General features: G+C 69.5%; 22 protein-coding genes. 14 read left to right on the top strand and 8 right to left on the bottom strand.

Annotation, left to right across the window (positions count from 1 at the left end):
* Positions 1 to 43: 43 nt before the first annotated feature.
* Entirely contained in the window at positions 44 to 1,051 is a 1,008-nt protein-coding gene (locus tag E0H45_RS09360; protein ID WP_131336126.1) for a LacI family DNA-binding transcriptional regulator, read from the bottom strand.
* A gap of 116 nt (positions 1,052 to 1,167) precedes the next feature.
* On the opposite strand from E0H45_RS09360, the gene E0H45_RS09355 reads away from it, so the two are divergent.
* The 3 genes from E0H45_RS09355 (at position 1,168) to E0H45_RS09345 (ending at position 3,586) form a co-directional block, all read left to right on the top strand.
* Positions 1,168 to 2,070 carry an amidohydrolase family protein gene (locus tag E0H45_RS09355; protein ID WP_131336124.1) on the top strand — a complete coding sequence of 301 codons (903 nt, stop codon included), beginning with the start codon at positions 1,168 to 1,170 and terminating at the stop codon, positions 2,068 to 2,070.
* The gene (locus E0H45_RS09350) at positions 2,067 to 2,627 is read left to right on the top strand and encodes a cysteine dioxygenase (RefSeq protein WP_131336122.1); all 561 of its coding nucleotides are present in this window, start codon (positions 2,067 to 2,069) and stop codon (positions 2,625 to 2,627) included. Before E0H45_RS09355 ends, E0H45_RS09350 begins: the two co-directional genes overlap by 4 nt.
* 152 nt (positions 2,628 to 2,779) lie before the next feature.
* The gene (locus E0H45_RS09345) at positions 2,780 to 3,586 is read left to right on the top strand and encodes a PhzF family phenazine biosynthesis protein (RefSeq protein WP_131336120.1); all 807 of its coding nucleotides are present in this window, start codon (positions 2,780 to 2,782) and stop codon (positions 3,584 to 3,586) included.
* On the opposite strand, the gene E0H45_RS09340 is transcribed toward E0H45_RS09345, so the two are convergent.
* A complete protein-coding gene (locus tag E0H45_RS09340; RefSeq protein WP_131336118.1) occupies positions 3,583 to 4,206 on the bottom strand; it encodes a hypothetical protein in 624 nt (207 codons plus the stop codon). The two genes, E0H45_RS09345 and E0H45_RS09340, sit on opposite strands and share 4 nt — an antisense overlap.
* Positions 4,207 to 4,452: 246 nt before the next feature.
* On the opposite strand from E0H45_RS09340, the gene kdpF reads away from it, so the two are divergent.
* From kdpF to E0H45_RS09305, 7 genes are all read left to right on the top strand, one after another.
* Positions 4,453 to 4,542: a K(+)-transporting ATPase subunit F gene (gene kdpF / locus E0H45_RS09335; RefSeq protein WP_131283897.1), complete on the top strand. Its 90-nt coding sequence runs from the start codon at positions 4,453 to 4,455 to the stop codon at positions 4,540 to 4,542.
* A complete protein-coding gene (kdpA, locus tag E0H45_RS09330) occupies positions 4,542 to 6,203 on the top strand; it encodes a potassium-transporting ATPase subunit KdpA (RefSeq protein ID WP_131336116.1) in 1,662 nt (553 codons plus the stop codon). The genes kdpF and kdpA overlap by 1 nt, the downstream gene beginning before the upstream one ends.
* Positions 6,200 to 8,281, top strand: a complete 2,082-nt coding sequence (gene kdpB, locus E0H45_RS09325) for a potassium-transporting ATPase subunit KdpB (RefSeq protein WP_131336114.1) — start codon at positions 6,200 to 6,202, stop codon at positions 8,279 to 8,281. Before kdpA ends, kdpB begins: the two co-directional genes overlap by 4 nt.
* Positions 8,282 to 8,294: 13 nt before the next feature.
* Complete coding sequence (gene kdpC / locus E0H45_RS09320; protein WP_131336112.1) at positions 8,295 to 8,927, top strand: K(+)-transporting ATPase subunit C; 633 nt, start codon at positions 8,295 to 8,297, stop codon at positions 8,925 to 8,927.
* 17 nt (positions 8,928 to 8,944) lie between these two features.
* Complete coding sequence (locus E0H45_RS09315) at positions 8,945 to 11,512, top strand: sensor histidine kinase (protein ID WP_131336110.1); 2,568 nt, start codon at positions 8,945 to 8,947, stop codon at positions 11,510 to 11,512.
* Positions 11,513 to 11,627: 115 nt separating this feature from the next.
* Positions 11,628 to 12,305 carry a response regulator gene (locus tag E0H45_RS09310; RefSeq protein ID WP_131336108.1) on the top strand — a complete coding sequence of 226 codons (678 nt, stop codon included), beginning with the start codon at positions 11,628 to 11,630 and terminating at the stop codon, positions 12,303 to 12,305.
* 53 nt (positions 12,306 to 12,358) lie between these two features.
* Positions 12,359 to 13,201 carry a hypothetical protein gene (locus E0H45_RS09305; RefSeq protein ID WP_131336106.1) on the top strand — a complete coding sequence of 281 codons (843 nt, stop codon included), beginning with the start codon at positions 12,359 to 12,361 and terminating at the stop codon, positions 13,199 to 13,201.
* Here E0H45_RS09305 and E0H45_RS09300 read toward each other — a convergent pair.
* The 3 genes from E0H45_RS09300 to E0H45_RS09290 all read right to left on the bottom strand — a co-directional run bounded on the left by E0H45_RS09300 (position 13,198) and on the right by E0H45_RS09290 (position 16,137).
* Positions 13,198 to 14,619, bottom strand: a complete 1,422-nt coding sequence (locus E0H45_RS09300; protein WP_131336104.1) for an aromatic amino acid ammonia-lyase — start codon at positions 14,617 to 14,619, stop codon at positions 13,198 to 13,200. The genes E0H45_RS09305 and E0H45_RS09300 overlap by 4 nt on opposite strands.
* Before the next feature lie 196 nt (positions 14,620 to 14,815).
* A complete protein-coding gene (locus E0H45_RS09295) occupies positions 14,816 to 15,061 on the bottom strand; it encodes a type B 50S ribosomal protein L31 (protein ID WP_131283877.1) in 246 nt (81 codons plus the stop codon).
* Positions 15,058 to 16,137: a GTP-binding protein gene (locus E0H45_RS09290; RefSeq protein WP_131336102.1), complete on the bottom strand. Its 1,080-nt coding sequence runs from the start codon at positions 16,135 to 16,137 to the stop codon at positions 15,058 to 15,060. The genes E0H45_RS09295 and E0H45_RS09290 overlap by 4 nt, the downstream gene beginning before the upstream one ends.
* A gap of 74 nt (positions 16,138 to 16,211) precedes the next feature.
* Here E0H45_RS09290 and rpmG point away from each other — a divergent pair, with 74 nt between their 5' ends.
* Positions 16,212 to 16,379 carry a 50S ribosomal protein L33 gene (gene rpmG, locus E0H45_RS09285; RefSeq protein WP_131336100.1) on the top strand — a complete coding sequence of 56 codons (168 nt, stop codon included), beginning with the start codon at positions 16,212 to 16,214 and terminating at the stop codon, positions 16,377 to 16,379.
* A 4-nt stretch (positions 16,380 to 16,383) separates the two neighbouring features.
* Here the strand turns inward: rpmG and E0H45_RS09280 are convergent, their stop codons facing one another.
* From E0H45_RS09280 to E0H45_RS09270, 3 genes are read right to left on the bottom strand one after another with little or no spacing between them, the layout of a single operon-like run.
* Positions 16,384 to 17,142 (bottom strand): IclR family transcriptional regulator, encoded by a 759-nt coding sequence (locus E0H45_RS09280; RefSeq protein WP_131336098.1) that lies wholly within the window; start codon positions 17,140 to 17,142, stop codon positions 16,384 to 16,386.
* A gap of 25 nt (positions 17,143 to 17,167) precedes the next feature.
* Entirely contained in the window at positions 17,168 to 17,359 is a 192-nt protein-coding gene (locus E0H45_RS09275; RefSeq protein WP_131336097.1) for a hypothetical protein, read from the bottom strand.
* Positions 17,356 to 18,246: a GNAT family N-acetyltransferase gene (locus E0H45_RS09270; protein WP_238154871.1), complete on the bottom strand. Its 891-nt coding sequence runs from the start codon at positions 18,244 to 18,246 to the stop codon at positions 17,356 to 17,358. Before E0H45_RS09270 ends, E0H45_RS09275 begins: the two co-directional genes overlap by 4 nt.
* 107 nt (positions 18,247 to 18,353) lie before the next feature.
* Between E0H45_RS09270 and hutH the strand changes: the two genes are divergently transcribed.
* From hutH to E0H45_RS09255, 3 genes are all read left to right on the top strand, one after another.
* Entirely contained in the window at positions 18,354 to 19,895 is a 1,542-nt protein-coding gene (gene hutH, locus E0H45_RS09265; protein ID WP_131336095.1) for a histidine ammonia-lyase, read from the top strand.
* 16 nt (positions 19,896 to 19,911) lie between these two features.
* Positions 19,912 to 21,567 carry a urocanate hydratase gene (gene hutU, locus E0H45_RS09260; RefSeq protein WP_131336093.1) on the top strand — a complete coding sequence of 552 codons (1,656 nt, stop codon included), beginning with the start codon at positions 19,912 to 19,914 and terminating at the stop codon, positions 21,565 to 21,567.
* Positions 21,568 to 21,717: 150 nt separating this feature from the next.
* Complete coding sequence (locus E0H45_RS09255) at positions 21,718 to 22,716, top strand: ABC transporter ATP-binding protein (protein ID WP_131336091.1); 999 nt, start codon at positions 21,718 to 21,720, stop codon at positions 22,714 to 22,716.
* The last annotated feature ends 48 nt before the right edge of the window (positions 22,717 to 22,764 follow it).

Raw genomic sequence — 22,764 nt, 5'->3', positions numbered from 1 at the left:
TTTCGAGGGCGTGGAACCTGTCGCGCTTAAGTCGCCGTCTCGCTCAGTTGGGCGGGGCGGCGACCGAGCCGCGCTCGATCAGGGTCGGCGTGAGCGTGGTCCGGCGGACTCGGCGGTTGGTGTCAACGGCGGACGTCACGCGGGAGACGACGTGGCTGACCAGGTCTTCGAGGGGCCAGTGGAAGGTCGACAGCGGCGGCGTGAGCAGCTGGGACATCGGCTGGTCGTCGTACCCGAGCAGCGACAGGTCGTCCGGGATGCGCAGGCCGAGCTCGCGGCTGGCGGCGTACACCCCGAAGGCCATCGAGTCGGCGAGGGCGAGGATGCCGGTCGGGCGCGCGGTGTCGGAGAGCAGCGTCCGGGCGACGGCGGTCGCGCCGGCCAGGTCGTGCGGGCATTGCAGCAGGCTGATCTTCAGGCCGAGGTCGGCCGCCACGCGCTGAGCGATCCCCTCGGCGGGGCGCTCCACTTCGAGGCGGCGGGTCGGACTCAGTACGGCGATGTCCCGGTGGCCGGCGTCGGACAGGCGGCGCAGCGCCGTACTCACGCCGGACTCGTTGTCCAGGATCACCTCGGACTTCGCCTTCGCGCCGGGCAGCGCGTCGCCGATCGCGATCACCGGCGCCTGCCGGGCGATCTCGGCCCAGGCCTTCGCGGCCGGGTCGATCGGGATCACCACGATCGCGTCGGCGCGGTGGTCGACCAGGTGCTGGGCGAGCTCGAGCTGACGGTCGGCGTCGCCGGCCGAGTCGATGATCCAGGCGTTCCGGTCCGGGGCGAGGAGCTCGCGGCCGAGCGCGGCCGCGACGCGTTGCTGCCAGAGGTCCTCGAGCGAGGCGCAGAGCACGCCGATGGAGCCGCTGCGGCCGGAGGCGAGCGCGCGGGCGACCGGATCGGCCTGGTAGCCGAGGCGGTCGGCGGAGTCCTGGACCCGCTGCCGGGTCTCGGGTGTGCCGTGCAGGCCGCGCAGTGCATACGACACAGCGGCCATCGAGAGCCCGGTCTCGGCGGCGATGTCCTTGAGGGTCGGCCTCCGGCTGGTTCCGGACATGTCCACGACCCTAGCCGCCGCCGCGGACAGAAACTTGACAGACAGGCCATTGAAGCGCTTCACTCTAATCATCCTGAAGCGCTTCAATCTGATCAAACAGGCGAGGGGAGGGGCCGATGATCGACGTCCACCAGCACCTCTGGCCGGAAGCTTTCGTCGACCGGCTCCGGGCCCGCCGCGAGCCGCCGTACCTCGACGGCTGGACGCTGCACACCACGTGCGAGGCGCCGTACGACGTGGATCCTGCCGCGCACGAGCTCGGCAAGCGGGTCGCGCTGGAGCAGGACTCCGGTACGACGCTGGCCGCGGTGTCACTGTCGAGTCCGCTCGGTGTCGAGGAGCTCGGGGATGCGGAGCTGCTCGCGGCCTGGCACGACGGGGCCGCGGAGTTCCCGAAGCCGTTCCGCGCGTGGGCTTCCGTCGATCTGCTCGAGCCTGATGTTGCCGGGCTGGAATCCCTTCTGAACAAGGGATTCCTGGGACTGCAACTGCCGGCACATGTGCTTGCTTCACCCGTCGGTTGGGAGGCGCAGGCGGAGCTGCTGCGCGTCGCCGAGCGGGCAAACAGACCGATCCTGGTGCACCCCGGTACGGCGCGACCGACCGAGGCGCCGGGGTGGTGGGCGCCGGTCGTCGACTACACGGCGCAGTTGCAGGCGGCCTGGTGGGCGTGGCATGCCTTCGGCGGGCGACGCTCGTACCCGGATCTCCGCTTGTGCTTCGTTGCCGCCGCTGGTCTCGCGCCCGTGCACCACGAGCGGCTGGCCGCGCGCGGCGGCCGGCTCGGCACCATCGACCCGAACCTGTACGTCGACACCTCGAGCTACGGCCCGCAAGGGATCGACGCGGTCGCGCGGGTGCTCGGCATCGACCAGGTCGTGCACGGCACCGACCGGCCGTACGCCGACACCGTCGAACTCCGCCAAGGCGATGCCGCGACCGCGGTGATCCGCCACGACAATCCACACCGGCTGCTCTTCGGCTCCGGTACATCTACTCCTGAGAGGGGAGTGCAGTGACTGCTCAGCCAATCGACGTACCCAACGTCCCGGCGCGCCAGGCCAGCCGGCTCGTGGAGCTCAACAACTGTCTGTCGCTCGACAACCTTCCGGGACGTGATCTCACCCCTGACGAGCTGGCCGAGCTGGCCGGCGGCCTCGCGGCGCAGCCACACCTGTGGGAGGACAAGGTCGCCTACAGCGACGACGAGCGCGTCTTCGCCTCGCTGCACCGCGACGCCAACGTCGACGTCTGGCTGATCTGCTGGACCCCGGTCAACGACACCGGCTGGCACGACCACGACGTGTCCTCCGGCGCGGTCGCGGTCGCCCGCGGCAAGCTCGTCGAGCACAACTTGGCCATCGGCGTCGAGTCGGTCGAGACCGAGATCGAAGCCGGCGACGTGTACGGCTTCGGCCCGGACCACATCCACCGCGTCGTCGGCCTCGACAAGGGCAGCGTCACCGTCCACGCCTACAGTCCGCCCCTGTGGCGCATGGGCCAGTACTCGGTCAAGGACGGCGTACTGCGCCGAGTCTCCGTCTCGTACGCCGACGAACTCCGCCCCATCGACTGAACGCTTACCCGGGTTGGGGAGGATTCTGCGCCCAGAACGGCACGACATCCTCCCCAACCCGGCCAGAAGTCGTTCGGCGGAGCGGTTCGATGGCCACTCGGGCGGAAAGTGGTTATGGAACGAGGGCTGCCGCAGTGGTTAGCGTCGGGTGCATGAGGATCCGCGTGGTTGATGCGTTTGCTGACCGAGCCTTCGCCGGGAATCCGGCGGGTGTCTGTGTGCTCGAGGCCGGGGACTGGCCGGACGAGGGCTGGATGCGAGCGGTGGCAGCCGAGATGAAGCACGCGGAGACCGCATTCGTCCGGCCGTCGGCAGGCGCCGAGGCCGAGTGGGACCTGCGGTGGTTCACGCCGACGAAGGAAGTGGTGCTCTGCGGGCACGCGACGCTGGCGACTGCCCATGTGCTGGCGGCGGACGGAAAGGTGTCCGGGAAGGCGTCGTTCGCGACGCTGAGTGGGGTGCTGGTGGCCGACGTCGCGGACGACGGGATCACGCTGGACTTTCCGGTCAACCGGCCGATCGAGGTACCGGTTCCGGACGGGCTCGGCGTCGCGCTGAGGGCGGAGCCGGCGGAGGTCTACGTCACCGGCGAACTCCGTGACCTGCTGGTTGTCGTCCGCGACGAGGCGACGGTGCGCGCGGTGGTGCCGGACTACGACGGGATCGCTGCGATCACGCAGCGGGAGAACCTTCGCGGCGTGATCGTGACGGCGCAGGGTTCGGCGTACGACTTCGTCTCGCGGTTCTTCGCGCCCGCGAGCGGGATCCCGGAGGATCCGGTGACGGGCAGCGCGCACACGAGTCTGGCGCCGTACTGGGCCGAGCGCCTCGGGCGGGACGAACTGGTCGGATACCAGGCGTCCGCCCGAGGCGGTGTTGTCCAGGTCGTGCCGGCCGGCGACCGCGTCTACCTGAAGGGCCAGGCGATCACGGTGCTGGACGGTGAACTGCTGGTCTAGGCCCAGGTCTCGGCGTGGGTGGCTACGCCGTTCGGGGCGATGAGCTCGGTGACGACGTCCTCGGCGTCCGCGTCGAGCGGCTCGAAGGGCGGCTCGGGTACGACGTACGCGCGGGCACCGGCCACCATCTCGATACCGGGCAGCTCGAACCACGCCTCGCCGACCTCACGGCTGATCTCGTAGATCGCCTGCTCGGCGGAGTCCACCGGCTCGCGGTCACCGGACTCGTCCAGTTCGGCCGGATGCCGCTCCTGCGCGGCGCGTCCGGCCTCGAGCAGCGCGTCCAGGTCGAACACGCGCAGGTCGAACCGCGACACCACGCTGATCACCTGGTCCTGCTCGGCGTCTTCGTCTTCCTCGTCGTCGACCGCGTCGTCCAGCAGCAACGGCGACGTACCGGTGTGTCCGAAGACCGCGTCGTTCCAGTCCTCGACCACGCCTTCGAGCGCGGCGTTGTGCTCGAACAGGGTGTTGTGGTCCTCGTCGCCCGTCATCGCGAGCAGGGCGTCGGTGTGCGCCTGGAGCCGTTCGGCGAGCTTTTGGCTCGCCTCGGCGAGGGCGGTCCGGGTCTCCGCGGAGAAGAACTGCTCGGCGGGGGCGGGGGTGTTCAGTTCAGTCACGTGGGTGTTCTTCCCTCAGCTGTCGGTGGGATGCCAGGCGTAAGTATGTGAGAAGTCTGTGAGAGCTGTGTCGGCGGGTGTGAGAGGCCTGCGAGAACCCTCCTGACCAGGCAGCCAACGGTGTGCAGTGAAGACATGTGCACTTTCGTCGTGAGTTGGTGTCGTCGTGGCTGACGTCATCTATCTCGCCGTCACCGTCATTGTCTTCGCGGCCGTCTGGCTCGCGTTGCGTGGAGTGGAGAAGTTGTGAGCGCCGAGAACATCGCCGGCCTAGTGGTGGCCGTTGCTCTGGTCCTCTATCTGATCGCCGCCCTGGTCTTCCCCGAGAGGTTCTGATGTCCGACACCGCAGCCGGCCTGTTGCAGGTCGGCCTTCTCCTCGCGTGCCTGGCGGCTGTCTACCGCCCGTTCGGCGGCTATCTGGCCCGGGTCTACACGTCCGACAAGGACCTGCGGATCGAGCGCGCGACGTACAAACTGTTCGGCGTCGACTCGAAGGTCGATCAGACCTGGGCAGTCTATGCCCGCTCGCTGATCGCGTTCTCCGCGCTCAGCGTCGTCCTGCTGTACCTGCTCCAGCGGCTGCAGCACTGGCTGCCGCTGTCGCTCGGCCTGCCGAACGTGGAATCGGGGCTCGCGTTCAACACGGCCGCGTCGTTCGTGTCGAACACGAACTGGCAGAGCTACGTGCCCGAGGCGGTCATGGGCCACCTGGTCCAGTTCGCCGGTCTCGCGGTGCAGAACTTCCTGTCCGCGGCCGTCGGCATCGTGGTCGCGATCGCCCTGATCCGCGGCTTCTCCCGGTCGAAGACGGACCGGCTCGGCAACTTCTGGGTCGACCTGACCCGGACCGTACTGCGGGTGCTGCTGCCGATCGCCGTGATCGGGACTGTGGCGCTGGTCGCGATGGGCGTCGTACAGAACTTCTCCGGTGGTCACGAGGTCACCTCGGTGGTCGGCCAGACGCAGACGCTCCCGGGCGGCACCGTCGCCAGCCAGGAGGTCATCAAGGAGCTGGGCACCAACGGCGGTGGCTACTACAACGCCAACTCCGCGCACCCGTTCGAGAACCCGAACCCGTTGTCCAACCTGTTCGAGATCTTCCTGCTGCTGGTCATCCCGGTCTGCCTGACCCGGACCTTCGGCCTGATGGTGAAGGACAAGCGGCAGGGCTACGCGATCCTCGGCGTCATGGCGACCATCTGGTCGGCCTTCGTCGTCCTCGCGACGGTCTTCGAGGTCCAGGGCGCGGGTTCCGCGACCCGGGCCGCCGGGGCCGCGATGGAGGGCAAGGAGACCCGCTTCGGCGAGTGGGCGTCGACCCTGTTCGCGGTCTCGACCACGGGTACGTCGACCGGCGCGGTCAACTCGATGCACGACTCGTTCACCCCGCTCGGCGGTGGCGTGCCGCTGTTCCACATGATGTTGGGCGAGGTGACGCCCGGCGGTACCGGGACCGGGTTGTACGGCATGTTGATCCTGGCCGTGCTCGCGGTGTTCGTCGCGGGCCTGATGGTCGGCCGTACGCCGGAGTACCTGAAGAAGAAGATCACCGCGCGCGAGATGAAGCTGGTGTCGCTCTACATCCTCACGACGCCGACCCTGGTCCTCGTCGGAACCTCGATCGCGATGGGTCTGGCGACGGCGCGCGCCTCGATCCTCAACACCGACAGCCCGCACGGCTTCTCGGAGGTGCTGTACGCCTTCACGTCGGCCGGTAACAACAACGGGAGCGCGTTCGCCGGTATCAGCGCGAACATCCCGTTCTACAACACGGCTCTCGGGCTGGTGATGCTCCTCGGCCGGTTCGTACCGATCGTGTTCGCGCTCGCCCTGGCCGGCTCACTCGCGCGGCAGCACCCGGTCCCGGTGACCCAGGGCACGCTGCCCACCCACAAGGCCCTGTTCGTCACGATGCTCGTCGGTGTCGTCCTGATCGTGACCGGCCTGACCTACTTCCCCGCATTGACTCTCGGACCCCTCGCGGAGGGACTGTGACCACGCTGACGACGCCGCCCGTCCAGAAATCGGCGGCTATCCCTAAGAAGACGTCGTCGGGTCTGTTCGACCCGAAGATGTTGCTCACGTCGCTGCCGGACGCGCTGCGCAAGCTCGATCCGCGGGTGATGTGGAAGAACCCGGTCATGTTCGTGGTCGAGGTGGGCGCGGCCGGATCCACGATCCTGGCCTTCACCGACTCCAGCGTGTTCGTCTGGTGGATCGTGGTCTGGCTCTGGCTGACGGTGATCTTCGCGAACCTCGCGGAGGCCGTCGCCGAAGGCCGCGGCAAGGCCCAGGCCGAGACGCTGCGCCGGGCCAAGACCGAGACCACCGCGCGCCGGCTGACCGCGAGCGGCGACGAGGAAGAGGTGCCGGCCACCCAGTTGCGGCTCGGCGACCTGGTCGTCGTCGAGGCCGGTCAGATCATCCCCGGCGACGGTGACGTCGTCGAGGGCGTCGCGAGTGTCGACGAGTCGGCGATCACCGGCGAGTCGGCACCGGTGATCCGCGAGTCCGGTGGCGACCGCAGTGCGGTCACCGGCGGTACGAAGGTGCTGTCCGACCGGATCGTCGTGAAGATCACCACCAAACCCGGTGAGAGCTTCATCGACCGGATGATCGCGCTGGTCGAAGGCGCATCCCGGCAGAAGACGCCGAACGAGATCGCCCTGAACATCCTGCTGGCGAGCCTGACGATCGTGTTCCTGATCGCGACCGTGACGCTGCCGACGTTCGCGGCGTACGCGCACACGAACCTGAGCATCGTGATCCTGGTGGCCTTGCTGGTCTGCCTGATCCCGACCACGATCGGCGCGCTGCTGTCCGCGATCGGCATCGCCGGCATGGACCGGCTGGTGCAGCGCAACGTACTGGCGATGTCCGGCCGCGCGGTCGAGGCCGCGGGCGACGTGAACACCCTGCTGCTGGACAAGACCGGCACCATCACGCTGGGCAACCGGCAGGCGTCGGAGTTCATCCCGGTCCAGGGCGTCAGCGACACCGAACTCGCCGACGCGGCGCAGCTGTCCAGCCTCGCCGACGAGACGCCGGAGGGCCGGTCGATCGTCGTACTGGCGAAGACCGGCTACGGGCTGCGCGAGCGGCACACCGGAGAGTTGCCGCACGCAACCTTCGTGGAGTTCACCGCGCAGACCCGGATGAGCGGCGTGGACGTCGACAACCGGCAGGTCCGCAAGGGCGCCGCAGGTGCGGTGAACGCGTGGATCGGCGAGCACGGCGGTACGACGGACGCGCGGCTCGGCGAGATCGTCGACGGGATCTCGGCCTCCGGCGGTACGCCGCTGGTCGTTGCCGAGAGCATCGATGGTACGGCGCGCGCACTCGGCGTGATCCACCTCAAGGACGTCGTCAAGGCGGGGATGCGGGAGCGGTTCGACCAGATGCGCGCGATGGGCATCCGGACCGTGATGATCACCGGCGACAACGCGCTGACCGCGAAGGCGATCGCCGAGGAGGCCGGGGTCGACGACTTCCTGGCCGAGGCGACGCCCGAGGACAAGATGGCGCTGATCAAGAAGGAGCAGGAGGGCGGCCGGCTGGTCGCGATGACCGGCGACGGCACCAACGACGCTCCGGCACTGGCGCAGGCCGATGTCGGCGTGGCGATGAACAGCGGTACGTCGGCAGCCAAGGAAGCCGGCAACATGGTCGACCTCGACTCCAACCCGACCAAGCTGATCGAGATCGTCGAGATCGGCAAGCAGTTGCTGATCACCCGCGGTTCGCTGACCACGTTCTCGATCGCGAACGACGTGGCGAAGTACTTCGCGATCCTGCCGGCGTTGTTCGCGGCGGCGTACCCGGGGCTGGACAAGCTGAACATCATGGGGCTGCACTCGCCGGAGTCGGCGATCGTGTCCGCCATCGTGTTCAACGCGCTCGTCATCGTGGCGCTCGTACCGCTCGCCCTGCGGGGTGTTCGGTACAAGCCGTCGTCGGCCTCCGCGATGCTGCGCCGCAACCTGCTCATCTACGGCGTCGGCGGTCTGATCACCCCGTTCGTCGGTATCAAACTCCTGGACCTGGTGATCTCCTTGATCCCCGGGCTTCGTTGAGAGGTAGTTGTTCATGGCAAGCAACCTGCCCGGCTCGGTCCGGCAGTTCGGAGTGGCGCTCAGGGCGCTGCTCGTCTTCACGGCGATCCTCGGGATCGTCTACCCGCTGGTGATGACCGGCGTCGCGCAGGCGCTGCTCCACGGCAACGCGAACGGGTCGATCATCAAGGTGAACGGCAAGGAGGTGGCGTCCGACCTGATCGGCCAGACGTACACCATGGACAGCGGGAAGAAGGACTCCGACGGCAAGGCGATCATGGTCGCCGACCCGAAGTGGTTCCAGACCCGCCCGTCCGCGAGCGACTACGACGCGAAGGCCAGCGGCGGCTCGAACCTCGGGCCGAACAACGCCGACCTGCTCGCCGCGGTCGACGAGCGGCGCAAGGCGGTCGCGGCGCTTGAGGGCGTCGACGCCTCCCAGGTCCCGCCGGACGCCGTCACGGCCAGTGGGAGCGGTCTCGACCCGAACATCAGCCCGGCGTACGCCGCTCTGCAGGTCAACCGGGTCGCCCGTGAGCGGGGTCTAAGCGTCGAACAGGTCCAGAAGTTGGTGAAGGACAGCACGGAGGGCCGGGTCCTGGGGTTCCTCGGGGAGCCCAGGGTGAACGTGGTCAAGCTCAACGCCTCCCTGGCTGCGCTGGGCTGAGCTGAGAGCATGGAGGCATGAGCAAGAGCGGCCGCGGGCATCTGCGGATCTACTTGGGTGCCGCGCCCGGCGTTGGGAAGACCTACAAGATGCTGGGCGAGGGCCGCCGCCGGCGCGCCCGGGGGACCGATGTCGCGGTCGGTTTTGTGGAGTCCCACGGCCGCAAGTACACCGACGAGATGCTGGATGGCCTGGAGACGGTGCCGCGGCGGATCGTCGACTACCGCGGCGCCAGCTTCACCGAGATGGACCTCGACGCAGTGCTTGCCCGGCGGCCGGAGGTCGCGCTGGTCGACGAACTGGCGCACACCAACGTGCCGGGCAGCCGGAACGAGAAGCGCTGGCAGGACATCGAGGAGCTGCTGTCCGCCGGGATCGACGTGATCTCGGCGGTCAACATCCAGCACCTCGAGTCGATCAACGACGTGGTCGAGAAGATCACCGGCGTACCGCAGCAGGAGACGGTCCCGGACCGGGTCGTGCGGGCCGCGGACCAGATCGAGCTCGTCGACATGACGCCGGAGGCGCTGCGCCGGCGGATGGCGCACGGGAACGTGTACGCCGCCGACAAGATCGATGCTGCCCTGGGCAACTATTTCCGGGTCGGCAACCTGTCCGCGCTGCGGGAGCTCGCGCTGCTCTGGCTGGCGGACCGGGTGGACGCCGGTCTGCAGCAGTACCGCGCGGAGCACGACATCGACTCCACCTGGGAAGCCCGCGAGCGCGTAGTGGTCGCGCTGACCGGCGGTCCCGAGGGCGAGACGCTGATCCGGCGCGCCGCCCGGATCGCGGCGCGGTCGTCCGGCGGCGATCTGCTCGCCGTCCATGTCGCGCGGTCCGACGGGCTGACCGGCGCGAACCCGAGCAAGCTTGCCGAGCAGCGGAACCTGGTCGAGAAGCTTGGCGGCACCTACCACCAGGTGGTCGGCGACGACATCCCGGCCGCGCTGCTGACCTTCGCGCGGGCGGAGAACGCCACGCAGCTCGTCCTCGGCGGCTCGCGCCGGAGCAGGCTGTCGACGTTGCTCACCGGACCGGGCATCGGGTCGACGACGATCCGCGACTCCGGCGATATCGACGTACACCTCGTCACGCACTCGCTGATGGGCCGCGGCAGGTTGCCCAGGCTCCGGGGCAGTCTGTCCCGGAAGCGGAAGGTCCAGGGCTTCGTGCTGGCCGTCGCGCTGCCGCCGCTGCTCGCGCTGGTCCTCGGGCTCGGCGGCGACACGCTCAACCTGACCAGCAACGTGCTGGCGTTCCTGTTCGCCGTCGTGGTGGTGGCGCTGGTCGGCGGGATGTGGCCGGCGATGGTGACCGCGATCGCCGGGTCGCTGGTGCTGAACTGGTTCTTCACGCCGCCGAAGCGGACGTTCACGATCGCCGAGCTGAACAACGCGCTGGCGTTGCTGATCTTCATCCTGGTCGCGGCCATGGTCAGTACGGTCGTCGACCGCGCGGCCCGCCGTACCAGACAAGCGGCCCGGGCGGCCGCGGAATCGGAGACGCTGGCGACCTTGGCCGGATCGGTACTGCGCGGCGAGACAGCTCTGCCCGCCCTGCTGGAGCGGGTCCGCGAGGCTTTCGGGATGACCGGGGCGTGCCTGATGGAGCGCGTGGACGACGACGAGCTGACCGAGGTGTGGCGACCGGTGGCCTCGGCCGGGTCGCTCACCTGCACCCGGCCGGAGGAGGCCGACGCGGAGATCCCGGCCCGCGACGACCTGGTGCTGGTACTGCAAGGACATCAGCTGCAGGCGGACGAGCGGAGGCTGGTCGGGGCGTTCGCGGCGCATGCGGCGGCGCTGGTCGATCGGGCCCGGTTGAGTGAGGCGGCCGCCGAGGCGAAGCCGCTCGCCGAGGCCGACAAGCTGCGTACGGCGTTGCTTCGCGCCGTCGGCCATGACCTGAGATCCCCGCTGGCGTCGGCGAAGGCGTCGGTGACGAGCCTGCGCAGCGACGATGTCGAATGGACCGAGTCCGAGCGGGCCGAGCTGCTGGAGACCGCGGACGAGTCGCTCGACCGGTTGTCGCGGCTGGTGGACAACCTGCTCGACCTCAGTCGCCTGCAAGCCGGCGTACTCCCGGTCTTCACCCGTCCGATGGCGCTCGACGAGATCCTCCCCGGCGCACTGTCCGAGCTGGGGGACGACGCCGATCGGGTGACGATCGACATCCCGCACACGCTGCCGCTGGTCGAAGCGGACCCGGCCCTGCTGGAGCGCGTGGTCGCGAACCTGCTGGCGAACGCGATCCGCTACTCACCGGTCGGCCGGGCGCCGCTGGTCACCGGGAGCGCGCTCGGCGACACCGTGGAGATCCGGGTGATCGACCGCGGCCCGGGGATCCCGCGGCAGGACCGGGACCGGGTGTTCGCTCCGTTCCAGCGGCTCGGGGATACCGACAACACGGTCGGTGTCGGGCTCGGGCTCGCACTGGCCCGGGGACTCGCCGAGGCGATGCACGGCACCTTGCAGCCCGAGGACACCCCAGGTGGTGGACTGACCATGGTGGTCGCGATCCCGACCGCCACCCTCCGCCCTGACGCGCCGGTGCCGGGCGCCCGCGAACGATCGGAGCAGGAGTGACTGTATTGATGCCACGACTCCGTCGCGGCGGGTCATGCGGCTGTAACTCCCGGCCTTCCCTCGTCGCTCCGGTCGCTTCGCTCCCTCCGCTCCTCAGTCCAGGCCGGGAGGCCGCATGACCAGAGTCTTGGTGGTTGATGACGAGCCGCAGATCGTGCGGGCGTTGCAGATCAACCTGAAGGCGCGGGGGTACGAGGTGCACCTGGCCGGCACCGGTACGTCGGCGTTGAAGGTCGCCGCGCAGCATCCGCCGGAGCTGGTGATCCTCGACCTCGGACTGCCGGACTTCGACGGCGTGGACGTGATCCGCGGACTGCGCGGCTGGACCGACGCGCCGATCCTGGTGCTGTCCGGGCGGACCGACCAGACCGACAAGGTCGAGGCGCTGGACGCCGGCGCCGACGACTACGTGACGAAGCCGTTCGGGATCGACGAACTGCTGGCCCGGATGCGCGCCGTACTCCGGCGCAGCAACATCGCCCAGGACCAGCCGGTCGTGACCGTCGGCGGCGCCGTCGTCGACCTGGCCGCGAAGCGCGTCACGCTGGAGAACGGCGAGGACATCCGCCTTACGCCGACCGAATGGCACCTCCTGGAGGTCCTGGTCCGCAACCCCGGCAAGCTGATGTCCCAACGCCAGCTCCTCACCGAGGTCTGGGGCCCCGGCTACGAGACCGCCAGCGGCAACCTCCGCTTCTACATGGCCCAGCTCCGCCGCAAACTGGAACCCGACCCCGCCCGCCCGAAACACCTCCTCACCGAACCAGGAATGGGCTACCGCTTCGAACCCTGAAGCCTGTCCGATTCGTTCAAGACCTGGGTGTGGGGATGGGGAAGGGTGGGGGTATGGACATCTTCACGGCAGGTCGGGACTTTGTACGGCGGGACGCTCGGGTGCTCGAGCGGCGGCTCTTCGCGGCGGTTTTCGAGGGGGCTGAACCGCAGGGGGTGGTCGACGCGCTGCGTGGGTTCCAGAACGCTGACGGCGGGTTCGGGCAGGGGCTGGAGCCGGACAAGCGGTGTCCGGACAGTCTGCCGCTGGACGTCGAGGTCGCGTTCGACACGATGCTCGCGGCGGGTGCCCGGGACGAGGAGATGATCCGGCGGGCGGCGGACTGGCTCGACCGGACCGCGACGGCCGACGGTGCCGTGCCGTTGTGCGGTCCGGCAGTGGAGGGCTACCCCCGCGCCGAGCACATCACCGAGTGGACGTACCAACCCGGCATCAACCCCACCGCGGGTCTGGTCGGCCGGCTGCACCAGCTCGGCGTCGAGCACCCGTGGCGCGACCGGGCCGCCGCTTGGTGCGCCGCCCAGGTGGCGCACGGGTTCCCGGAGGACGCTCACGGCATGCTCGAGGTGGCCGCGTTCCTGGAGTCCACCGGTGACGTCGACTTCGACCGCGTCCGCGAGTGGCTCCCCAAGCTCGGGCACTACCGCGCCGACGCCGCGGATCCGACGTACGGCGTGACTCCGCTGCAGTTCGCGCCGACTCCGGACAGCTTCTGGCGCCCGCTCTTCACCGACGCTCAGCTCGACGCCCACCTCGACCGCCTGATCGAGGACCAGCAGGGCGACGGCGGCTGGGCCATCACCTGGGAACCGCCGGGCCCGGCCGCCACCCTCGAGTACCGTGGCATCGTCACGGTCGGCGCACTACGGACACTGAAGGCGTACAACCGCCTCTAGCCGGATTCGGCGGGATGTTCGACCTGGCGGTCGCCCCACTGGGTGAGCACGCCGCGGGCGATCTCCAGGTCCTCCCGCAGTGATCGGTCGGCCAGGTCGTTCGGCAGGGCCGCGAGGGCATCGGTCAGCCATGGTCCGACGGCAGCCGGGGCGAGATCGACCGGCGTCAGGCCGGCCAGGCGGATCGCGCGGACGGCGGTGACGAGTTCGCTGGCGAGGACTTCGCGGAGCGCGTCGAGGAGTTGCTTGGTCAGTACGGCGGCTTGCGGCGCGAAGCTGGCGTGCAACTCGGCACCGCGGGACAGCGTCGCCGTACCGAGAGTCGCGGGCTGCGCCGACGACCGGACCGCGGCGAGCGCGTCGTGGGCGACGTACTCGATCATCATCACGCCCGAGCTCGCCTCGGCGCCGCTGGCCAGGAACCGGCTGAGGCCGGTGTAGTCCGGGTCGACCAGGTTCGCCACCCGGGTGGTCGAGAGGGTCGCGACGCTGTGCAGGCTGAGCCGCAGCGAGTCCAGCGCGAGCGCGATCGGCATCGCGTGCCAGTTGCCGTTGTGCAGCACGGTGCCGCCGCTCACCAGCGGGTTCTCCGCGGCCGCGTTGATGTCGATCCGCACACTGTTGCCCAAGGCATCGGCATGGTCGACAGCGGGGCCGAGGACCTGCGCGAAAGCCCTTAATCCGAACGGATCCTGGACCCGGGCGGGCCTGATCGGCAGGTCGTCGAGCAGTTCGCGCATCCGGCGGGCGACCCGGACCTGCCCCGGCTGCGGGCGGGCCTCATGGACGCGGACGTCGTACACCTCCGCGTTGCCGCGCAGTGCGACGTGGGAGAGGGCGCCGACCAGCGGCACGACGTTGATCAGCGTGGCGGCCTCGACGTACGCGAGGCAGCACTCGGCGAGCGTGAGCGCGTTGCTGGACAGCAGCGGGAGGGCGCTGGTTCCGTCGATGACGTCGCCGAGCGCGAGCCCGAGTTCGGCGAGCGGGCCGAGGTCACCGGTGCCGATCGCGCCACCGCGGTGCAGGTCCGGCAGGTCGTCGTCGTTGAGCAGACCAACGATCGCGTCGGCCACCGCCGGGTCGAGCCCGGACCCGCCCGCCGCGAGCTGGTTGACCCGGATCAGGAGCCCGAGCCGTACGACGTCCTTCGGGAACGACGTCGTACCGGTGGTGGAATGCGATCCGAGCAGCCGCGCCCCGTGCTCCGGGTCGGACGTCAGCACGTCCCGGTTCGCCCCGACGCCCGTGGTCCGCCCGTACACCGGCCGCCGCCCCGCGACCTCGGCCACCACCAGCGCCGACTCGTGCATCCGCTTCCGGGCGTCGTCGCTCAACCGCACCGCCGTACGCCGCTGCCCGAGCGCGACCGCCTCCAACGGCGACAGCCCCGCGCCCGTGAGTTCAACCGGCTCCATGCGCACAGTGTGATCCGCCCCACCCGCTCACACCCAGCACCCCACGCCCCTTCCCGTCTCGAATCCGAGACGGACGCTCTTTGGGCACCCACCAACCATTCTCGGCGGCCCGAAACGGTTGGTGGGAGCCCAAAGATGTCGCCTGGGCGTGCCAACGGCCCGCTCGAGGGTCGAGCGGGCCGTTGGGGGTACGGCGTTACTTCTGGCCGTAGCGCTTCTTGAACTTCTCCACGCGGCCCTGAGTGTCCATCACGCGCTGCTGGCCCGTGTAGAACGGGTGGCTCGCGGACGAGATCTCGACGTCGACGACCGGGTAGGTGTTCCCGTCGTGCCACTCGATGGTCTCGTTGCTCTCGCGGGTCGAACCGGTGAGGAAGCTGAAGTCGCCGGACTTGTCCCGGAAGACGACCCGGCGGTAGTCGGGGTGAATGTCCTTCTTCATGCTGCGGTACTTCCTTCCAAGTAGGCGGCGAACGGATCGGTCAGGGGGTGGACCGCTTCGTCCGCACGCAGGACACAACCGTCGAGGCGCTCGCGTAATTCCCGGACGTCCAGGTCGACCCCGGTCAGCGAGAGGTACGACGCGCGGTCGCCGTGCTCGGGATGCCACTCGAGGGCCGACCGCGCCTGGTGCTGCTGGCCGACGCCCGCCCAGCGATCGGCCGGGAGGTCGGCCAGCCATGGACCGAGGACGCCGATCGAGATGTTCGTGCCGAAGCTGTCCCAGCTGAGCCGGCTGCGGTGCTGGGTCGCGATCCAGAGCGTGCCGCGGCCGCGGGCCGTGCCGGCGACCAGGTCCTCGAGGGCGTCGTACAGCCGCTCGGGGTGGAACGGCCGGCCGGACTGCCAGACGAAGGTTCGTCCGTCCACCGGCGCCGCGATCGAGCCCGGCTCGACGGTGGCGCCGGGAACATGCAGCCGTACGCCGAGCAGGCCGGCCGGACTGGTCTTGACCAGGAGCCTCGGGTTGATCGCCTGGATCAGCGCGCGGGTCCTGTCGTCGTCGGTGGTGAGGACGGCTGCGTCGGCGTACTCGAGCTGCCGTACGACGACCTCGGCGATCGCGCGGCCGTCCTCCGCCGCGGTCGGAATTCCGCGCTCCCGGACCAGCTCCTCGCCGGTGAGGTCGGCGGTTGCGGTCGCCGTGTCGACGGTGGTGATGACCGCGTCGACGCGGAGATCGGTGTCGTGGTCGATCTCGGTCGCGATCGCGTGCGTGTCACCGGCGGTGGGGACGTTGACGATCGCGACGTCGTACTGCTCGACGGCGGCGATGCTCGCCAGCAGCTGGACGAGCGATCCACGCAGCGCGCAGGAGACGCACGGGTGGTCCATCGTGATCACCTCGCGGTCGATCACGCCGGTGGCGGTGCGTGCGATCCGGACGACGGAGCCGGTGCTCAGGGCGCTCACGTCGTACTCCACCAGGACGCCCCGCGGGGCGGCGGCCAGCAGATTCCCCGCGACGGCGCCGCGGAACCCGTCGTCGAGCCCCGTCAGCAAGGTCACCGGAATCATCTGCTCTCCTGTCTTGTTGAAAACGATAACCAGTACAAAGTATCCTACGGGTCACTGGTACGAGAAAGGACAGCATGGCCAAGCGCAACGACCTCCGCCCCATCGTCAAGCTCCGCAGTACGGCGGGTACCGGCTCCACCTATGTAACGCGCAAGAACCGCCGGAACAATCCCGACCGCCTGGTAATCCGCAAGTACGACCCCAAACTCCGCACCCACGTCGACTTCCGCGAAGAGCGCTGACGCCCTAGCCGTGGAGGCGGCGGGTCAGGGCTTTGGCTGCTTGGCGGATTTTGTGGGCCAGGTGGGGGCGGTCGGTGGCGGGGACCGCGTCGGTGCGGAAGGTGACGCTGATGGCGGCCACCGGGTGGCCGGCGTGGTCGACGGCGGCGCTGGCGACCGAGGCGACGCCGGGGGTGATGAAGGAGTCCTCGACGGCGAAGCCCTGGCGTTTCTCGTCGGCGAGGATGCGGCGCAGTTGGGTCAGCGTCTGCGGTCCCAGATCGGTACGCCGTACGAAGGACTCCGGCGCCGGGAACAACGCCCGTACCTGAGCCGGCGGCAGCTCGGCCAGCAACGCGCGACCGGACGCCGTGAGCGTGGCAGGCAGCCGTACGCCGACATCGGTCACCAACGTGACGGGTCGCGGCGGCTGCTCCTTCAGCAGATACACCAGCTCCCGACCGTGCAGTACGCCGAGATGCGCCGTCTGCCCCACCTCGTGCACCAGCTGCGCGAGCAGCGGCCGCGCCAGCCGCTCGAGCGGATCGTGCCGCAGGTACGCGGACCCGATCTCGAAGGCCGCCACCCCGAGCCCGTACCGCTTCTCCTCGGGCAGATGCACGACGAACCCCTCATCGATCATTGCCCGCAGCAAGTGGTACGTCGACGAGCGCGGCAACCCGACCGCGGAGGCGATGCGCTCCATCGGTACGGGACCGGGCTGCGTGGCCAGGAACGTCAGGACCCGCAGGGTACGGGTCGAGGCGGGAACGTTGCCGCTCACAACGGCAGCGTAACCCCGCCCTGCCTCAGATCCCGGACGATTGTCGTTTCTTCGCGCGGCTCCGGCTCAGCCAGTACCGGAAGCCCTCGCCCGCGACCGCGACCGCGAACAGCCCGCCGGTCACACTCCAGTCCATGAACGACGGCCCGGACAGCACATATCCGATGACGAGCGCCAGCACCAGGAAGAACGTCAGCGAGATCGCGAGCCGCTTCACAGCGCCTTCTCCGCGGTCCACGCGCCCCCGGTCTCCTGGTAGCCGAGCCACCGGTTCACCGCGAGCATCGGCTCGTTCGCCGCGTCGTTCCCGGTCGAAGCGACCGTGAACCCGGCATCCCGTGAGCGGGCGAGCGCCACGGACTTCACCACCTTCGCCAGCCCGCGGCCACGCGCCGCGGGGATCGTGCCGGTCAGGTTCGACCAGATCATCTTCCGGTCCGGATCCGCGGTCGTGGTCACGAACGACAGCACCCGGTCCCCGTCCAGTACGGCGACACTCAGGTCGTACCGGTTGTCCGGGTTCGACCACGACGTACGGACCCATTCCTCGTACGCCGGTCCGCCCGACAGCCCGCTCGGATCGTCGTCACGCACCTGGACCTCGGCGTCGTACAACTGCCGCGGATCAAGTTCGTCGTACGTCGCCACACGCAGACCCTGCGGCGGTGCGACCGGCTCGCGCGCCGCGGTCAGGTCGGCAGCGGAATGCGACATCCGGCGCCCGATCGTGAACCCGCGCTTGGTCGCGAACGTTTGCGAGTCGTCACCCACGACCACTAGCAACCGCCCGGCGCCGAGCTCCGCGCACCGCTTCGTGATCGCGGTCGTCAACGCACTCCCGATCCCGCGCTTGCGGTACTCCGGCGGCACCTGGATCGTGACCCGCACCCGCGGCGCCTCGGCATCCGCCGGCGGCAGGTAGATGTTCGCGTACCCGACCACGTCTGCCCCGTCGACGGCGATCAGCACCTCACGGCTCTCGCCGTGCTTCAGTTCCAGTTCGATGGCTCGCGCGGTCTTCACCAGTTGTGGCATCGCCGCGGCCCAGACCCGGGCGATCCCCACCGCATCCTCCGGACGCGCCGTCCGGATCTCGAACACCATGGCAGGACTCTACGGCTACCGAGGGTCGCGACGGCTGTCTCAGATTCGAGACGAATAGTGGTACGGCGCTGCTGTCCAGGAGCGATCCGGCGCGGTGCAATGTTCGGGTGGAACACACAGTGGATGTCGGCGTCGGACCGCTGACCCCGGCCGAAGTGGTCGCGGTCGCGCGGTACGGCGCAAAGGTACGGATCGACGACCAGGCCCTCGAGGAAATCGCGAAGTCGCGCGCCGCGATCGAGGCGCTGGCCCACGCGGACACCCCGCACTACGGGGTCTCGACCGGGTTCGGCGCGCTCGCCACGCGGCACATCGCACCGGACCTCCGGGCGCAGCTGCAGCGCAGCCTGATCCGCTCGCACGCGGCCGGCTCCGGTCCCGAGGTGGAGACCGAGGTCGTCCGGGCGCTGGCCCTGCTCCGGCTCTCGACCCTCGCCACCGGCCGCACCGGTGTGAAGGTCGAGACGGCCCAGGCGTACGCCGGTCTGCTCAACGCGCACCTGACTCCGGTGGTGCACGAGTACGGCAGCCTCGGATGCTCGGGCGACCTCGCCCCGCTGTCCCATGTCGCCCTCGCGATCCTGGGCGAAGGCAAGGTCCGCGATGCCGACGGCAACCTTCTCGACGCCGGCGAAGCCCTCCAGAAGCACGGCCTCACGCCGGTCGTGCTCGCGGAGAAGGAAGGCCTCGCGCTGATCAACGGGACCGACGGCATGCTCGGCATGCTGCTCCTCGCGCTCGCCGATCTCGACCGGCTGTTCAAGTCCGCCGACCTCGCCGCCGCGATGAGCGTCGAGGCGCAGCTCGGGACCGACCGGGTGTTCGCCGCGGACCTGCAGGCCCTCCGTCCGCATCCCGGCCAGGCCGCGTCCGCCGCCAACCTTCGCGCGATCCTCAAGGACAGCGCGATCGTCGCCAGCCATCGCGGTCCGGACTGCAACCGGGTGCAGGACGCGTACTCCCTCCGCTGTTCGCCGCAGGTCCACGGCGCCGCACGCGACACCGCCGCGCACGCCGCGAGCGTCGCCGGCCACGAGCTCGCCGCCGCGATCGACAACCCGGTCGTCCTCCCGGACGGTCGGGTCGAGTCCAACGGCAACTTCCACGGCGCTCCGATCGGGTACGTGCTCGACTTCCTCGCGATCGCCGTCGCGGACCTCGCCAGCATCAGCGAACGACGTACCGACCGTTTCCTCGACGTCGCCCGCAACCACGGCCTGAACGCGTTCCTGGCCGACGACCCGGGCGTGGACAGCGGCCACATGATCGCGCAGTACACGCAGGCCGCGATCGTCTCCGAGCTGAAGCGCCTCGCCGTACCCGCCAGCGTCGACTCGATCCCGAGCAGCGCAATGCAGGAGGACCACGTCTCGATGGGCTGGTCCGCCGCACGCAAGCTGCGCAAGTCTGTCGACGGCCTGCAGCGGGTGCTGGCGATCGAGATCCTCACGGCCGCGCGGGCGCTCGACCTGCGCGCGCCGCTGGACCCGGCACCGGCCACCGCCGCCGTCCGGGCCGCCCTGCGGGAGTACGTCGAGGGTCCGGGCACCGACCGGCATCTCGCACCCGAACTCGAGCACTCCGTCCGCCTTGTTGCCGACGGCACTTATGTCACCGCCGCCGAGGCCGTCACCGGCCCGCTCTCCTAGAAAGGCTGGATCACCCATGTCCGGACCCCGTCCCGTTCGCGCGCCTCGCGGAACCACACTGACCGCCCGCGGCTGGCAGCAGGAAGCCGCGCTGCGGATGCTGCAGAACAACCTCGACCCCGAGGTCGCGGAGCACCCTGACGAACTCGTCGTGTACGGCGGTTCCGGCAAGGCCGCCCGCGACTGGAACTCGTTCGACGCGATGGTCCGCACCCTGACCACGCTGAAGGACGACGAGACGATGCTGGTGCAGTCCGGCAAGCCGGTCGGCGTCATGCAGACCCATGAGTGGGCGCCGCGGGTGCTGATCGCGAACTCGAACCTGGTCGGCGACTGGGCCACCTGGGAGGAGTTCCGCAAGCTCGAGGCGATGGGGCTCACGATGTACGGCCAGATGACGGCCGGGTCGTGGATCTACATCGGCACGCAGGGCATCCTGCAGGGCACGTACGAGACGTTCGGCGCGGTCGCGGAGAAGAAGTTCGGCGGGTCGCTCGCCGGGACGATCACGCTGACCGCCGGCCTCGGCGGCATGGGTGGCGCGCAGCCGCTGGCCGTCACGATGAACGACGGCGTCGCGATCTGTATCGACGTCGACTCCTCCCGGATCGACCGGCGCATCGAGCACCGCTACCTCGACGTACGGGCGTCGTCCGTCGACGAGGCGCTGCGGCTGGCGGAAGAGGCGAAGGCGGCGCGGCGGCCGTTGTCGATCGGTGTGCTCGGCAACGCCGCGACGATCGTGCCCGATCTGCTGAAGCGCGGTGCGCCGATCGATATCGTCACCGACCAGACCTCGGCGCACGACCCGTTGATGTACCTGCCCGTCGGCGTCGAGTTCGAGGACTGGGTGACGGCGCGTGAGAAGGACCCGGCCGGGTTCACCCAGCAGGCGCAGGAGTCGATGGCGCGGCACGTCGAGGCGATGGTCGGGTTCCAGGACGCGGGCGCCGAGGTGTTCGACTACGGCAACTCGATCCGGGACGAGGCGCGGAAGGCGGGTTACAGCCGCGCGTTCGAGTTCCCCGGCTTCGTGCCGGCGTACATCCGGCCGTTGTTCTGTGAAGGAAAGGGCCCGTTCCGGTGGGCGGCGCTGTCCGGCAACCCGGCGGACATCGCGAAGACGGACCAGGCGATCCTGGACCTGTTCCCGGACAACGAGCACCTGAGCCGGTGGATCAAGCTGGCCGGCGAGCGGGTCGCGTTCCAGGGTCTGCCGGCCCGGATCTGCTGGCTCGGCCAGGGCGAGCGCGACAAGGCCGGGCTGCGGTTCAACGAGATGGTTGCCTCCGGTGAACTCGAGGCGCCGATCGTGATCGGTCGCGACCACCTGGACACCGGCAGCGTCGCCTCGCCGTACCGGGAGACCGAAGGCATGCTGGACGGCTCGGACGCGATCGCGGACTGGCCGTTGCTGAACGCCATGGTGAACGTGTCCAGCGGTGCGTCCTGGGTGTCGATCCACCACGGCGGCGGCGTCGGGATCGGCCGGTCCATCCACGCCGGTCAGGTGTCGGTTGCCGACGGCACCGACCTGGCCCGGCAGAAGCTGGAGCGGGTGCTCACCAACGACCCCGCGATGGGTGTGATCCGGCACGTCGACGCCGGCTACGACAAGGCTGTCGAGGTCGCCGACGAGCGCGGTGTGCGGGTGCCGATGCGCGAGAGCTGATCGCAGAGTGCGACCGTGGTTATCTGTATTGCTACGGTGCACTTTCTCACGGACCGGGAAACCGTGCGATCACGTGGCATCGGTCGCGTGGTCCGCTAGGGTCGATTGGGCTGTTGGGGATCTCGCAGACGACGAGCGCGAAAGGGCGCCATGATCGAGTTCGAGGATGTCACCAAGCGGTATCCGGACGGCACCGTCGCCGTCGACAAACTGTCCCTGCGGATCCCGAGCAACCAGATCACCGTGTTCGTCGGCCCGTCCGGCTGTGGCAAGACCACGTCGCTGCGGATGATCAACCGCACCATCGAGCGGACCAGCGGGACCATCTCGATCGACGGCGACGACATCAACGGCCGGGACGCCGTGACGCTGCGCCGCGGGATCGGGTACGTGATCCAGAACGCCGGCCTGTTCCCGCACAAGACGGTCGTGGACAACGTCGCGACCGTGCCGAAGCTGATCGGCTGGGACAAGCGCAAGGCGCACAGTACGGCGATGGAGCTGCTCGAACGCGTCGGCCTCGACGTCAAACTGGCCGAGCGGTACCCGGCCCAGCTGTCCGGTGGCCAGCAGCAACGAGTCGGCGTCGCCCGTGCGCTGGCGGCCGATCCGGCGATCATGCTGATGGACGAGCCGTTCAGCGCGGTCGACCCGATCGTCCGCCACCAGCTGCAGGAGGAGCTGCTCCGGCTGCAGCGCGACATCGGCAAGACGATCGTGTTCGTCACCCACGACATCGACGAGGCGATCAAGCTCGGGGACAACGTCGCGGTACTGCGGGTCGGCGGCAAGCTCGCCCAGTTCGCGCCGCCGGCCGAACTGCTCGCCAACCCGGCCGACGACTTCGTCCGCGGGTTCGTCGGGCAGGACCGGGGTTATCGCGCGCTGACGTTCGTGCACCCGGAGGCGCTGCCGGTGCAGCCGTTGCCGGACGAGTTGGCGTTGCAGGACGGCGTACCGCTCGGGTGGCGGAACGGGTCCGAGGAGCTGCTCCCGGTCGGCTCGGTCTTCAAGCGCGGTGATTCGCTGCGCGCGGCGTTGGACGCCGTACTGACCTCGCCGACGGGCTGCGGGGTCTGCGTGGACGACGACGGCAAGGCCGTCGGCGTCATCGACCAATCCACGGTTGCAGAGGCGCTCCGGTCATGACTGTATTGATGCCGCGACTCCGTCGCGGCGGGTCATGGGGCTGGAACT

It is taken from the genome of Kribbella soli, from assembly GCF_004331345.1.
GTDB classification, from domain to species: domain Bacteria; phylum Actinomycetota; class Actinomycetes; order Propionibacteriales; family Kribbellaceae; genus Kribbella; species Kribbella soli.
Note: the sequence above shows the minus strand (reverse complement) of the source record. Positions and strands in the feature narration are given on the sequence as shown.

Excerpts from the sequence above, each read along its gene's own strand:
- E0H45_RS09360 (WP_131336126.1), bottom strand. The coding sequence starts at position 1,051 with ATGTCCGGAACCAGCCGGAGGCCGACCCTCAAGGACATCGCCGCCGAG.
- E0H45_RS09355 (WP_131336124.1), top strand. The coding sequence starts at position 1,168 with ATGATCGACGTCCACCAGCACCTCTGGCCGGAAGCTTTCGTCGACCGG.
- E0H45_RS09345 (WP_131336120.1), top strand. The coding sequence starts at position 2,780 with ATGAGGATCCGCGTGGTTGATGCGTTTGCTGACCGAGCCTTCGCCGGG.
- kdpA (WP_131336116.1), top strand. The coding sequence starts at position 4,542 with ATGTCCGACACCGCAGCCGGCCTGTTGCAGGTCGGCCTTCTCCTCGCG.
- kdpC (WP_131336112.1), top strand. The coding sequence starts at position 8,295 with ATGGCAAGCAACCTGCCCGGCTCGGTCCGGCAGTTCGGAGTGGCGCTC.
- E0H45_RS09315 (WP_131336110.1), top strand. The coding sequence starts at position 8,945 with ATGAGCAAGAGCGGCCGCGGGCATCTGCGGATCTACTTGGGTGCCGCG.
- E0H45_RS09310 (WP_131336108.1), top strand. The coding sequence starts at position 11,628 with ATGACCAGAGTCTTGGTGGTTGATGACGAGCCGCAGATCGTGCGGGCG.
- E0H45_RS09305 (WP_131336106.1), top strand. The coding sequence starts at position 12,359 with ATGGACATCTTCACGGCAGGTCGGGACTTTGTACGGCGGGACGCTCGG.
- E0H45_RS09300 (WP_131336104.1), bottom strand. The coding sequence starts at position 14,619 with ATGGAGCCGGTTGAACTCACGGGCGCGGGGCTGTCGCCGTTGGAGGCG.
- E0H45_RS09295 (WP_131283877.1), bottom strand. The coding sequence starts at position 15,061 with ATGAAGAAGGACATTCACCCCGACTACCGCCGGGTCGTCTTCCGGGAC.
- E0H45_RS09290 (WP_131336102.1), bottom strand. The coding sequence starts at position 16,137 with ATGATTCCGGTGACCTTGCTGACGGGGCTCGACGACGGGTTCCGCGGC.
- rpmG (WP_131336100.1), top strand. The coding sequence starts at position 16,212 with ATGGCCAAGCGCAACGACCTCCGCCCCATCGTCAAGCTCCGCAGTACG.
- E0H45_RS09270 (WP_238154871.1), bottom strand. The coding sequence starts at position 18,246 with ATGGTGTTCGAGATCCGGACGGCGCGTCCGGAGGATGCGGTGGGGATC.
- hutU (WP_131336093.1), top strand. The coding sequence starts at position 19,912 with ATGTCCGGACCCCGTCCCGTTCGCGCGCCTCGCGGAACCACACTGACC.
- E0H45_RS09255 (WP_131336091.1), top strand. The coding sequence starts at position 21,718 with ATGATCGAGTTCGAGGATGTCACCAAGCGGTATCCGGACGGCACCGTC.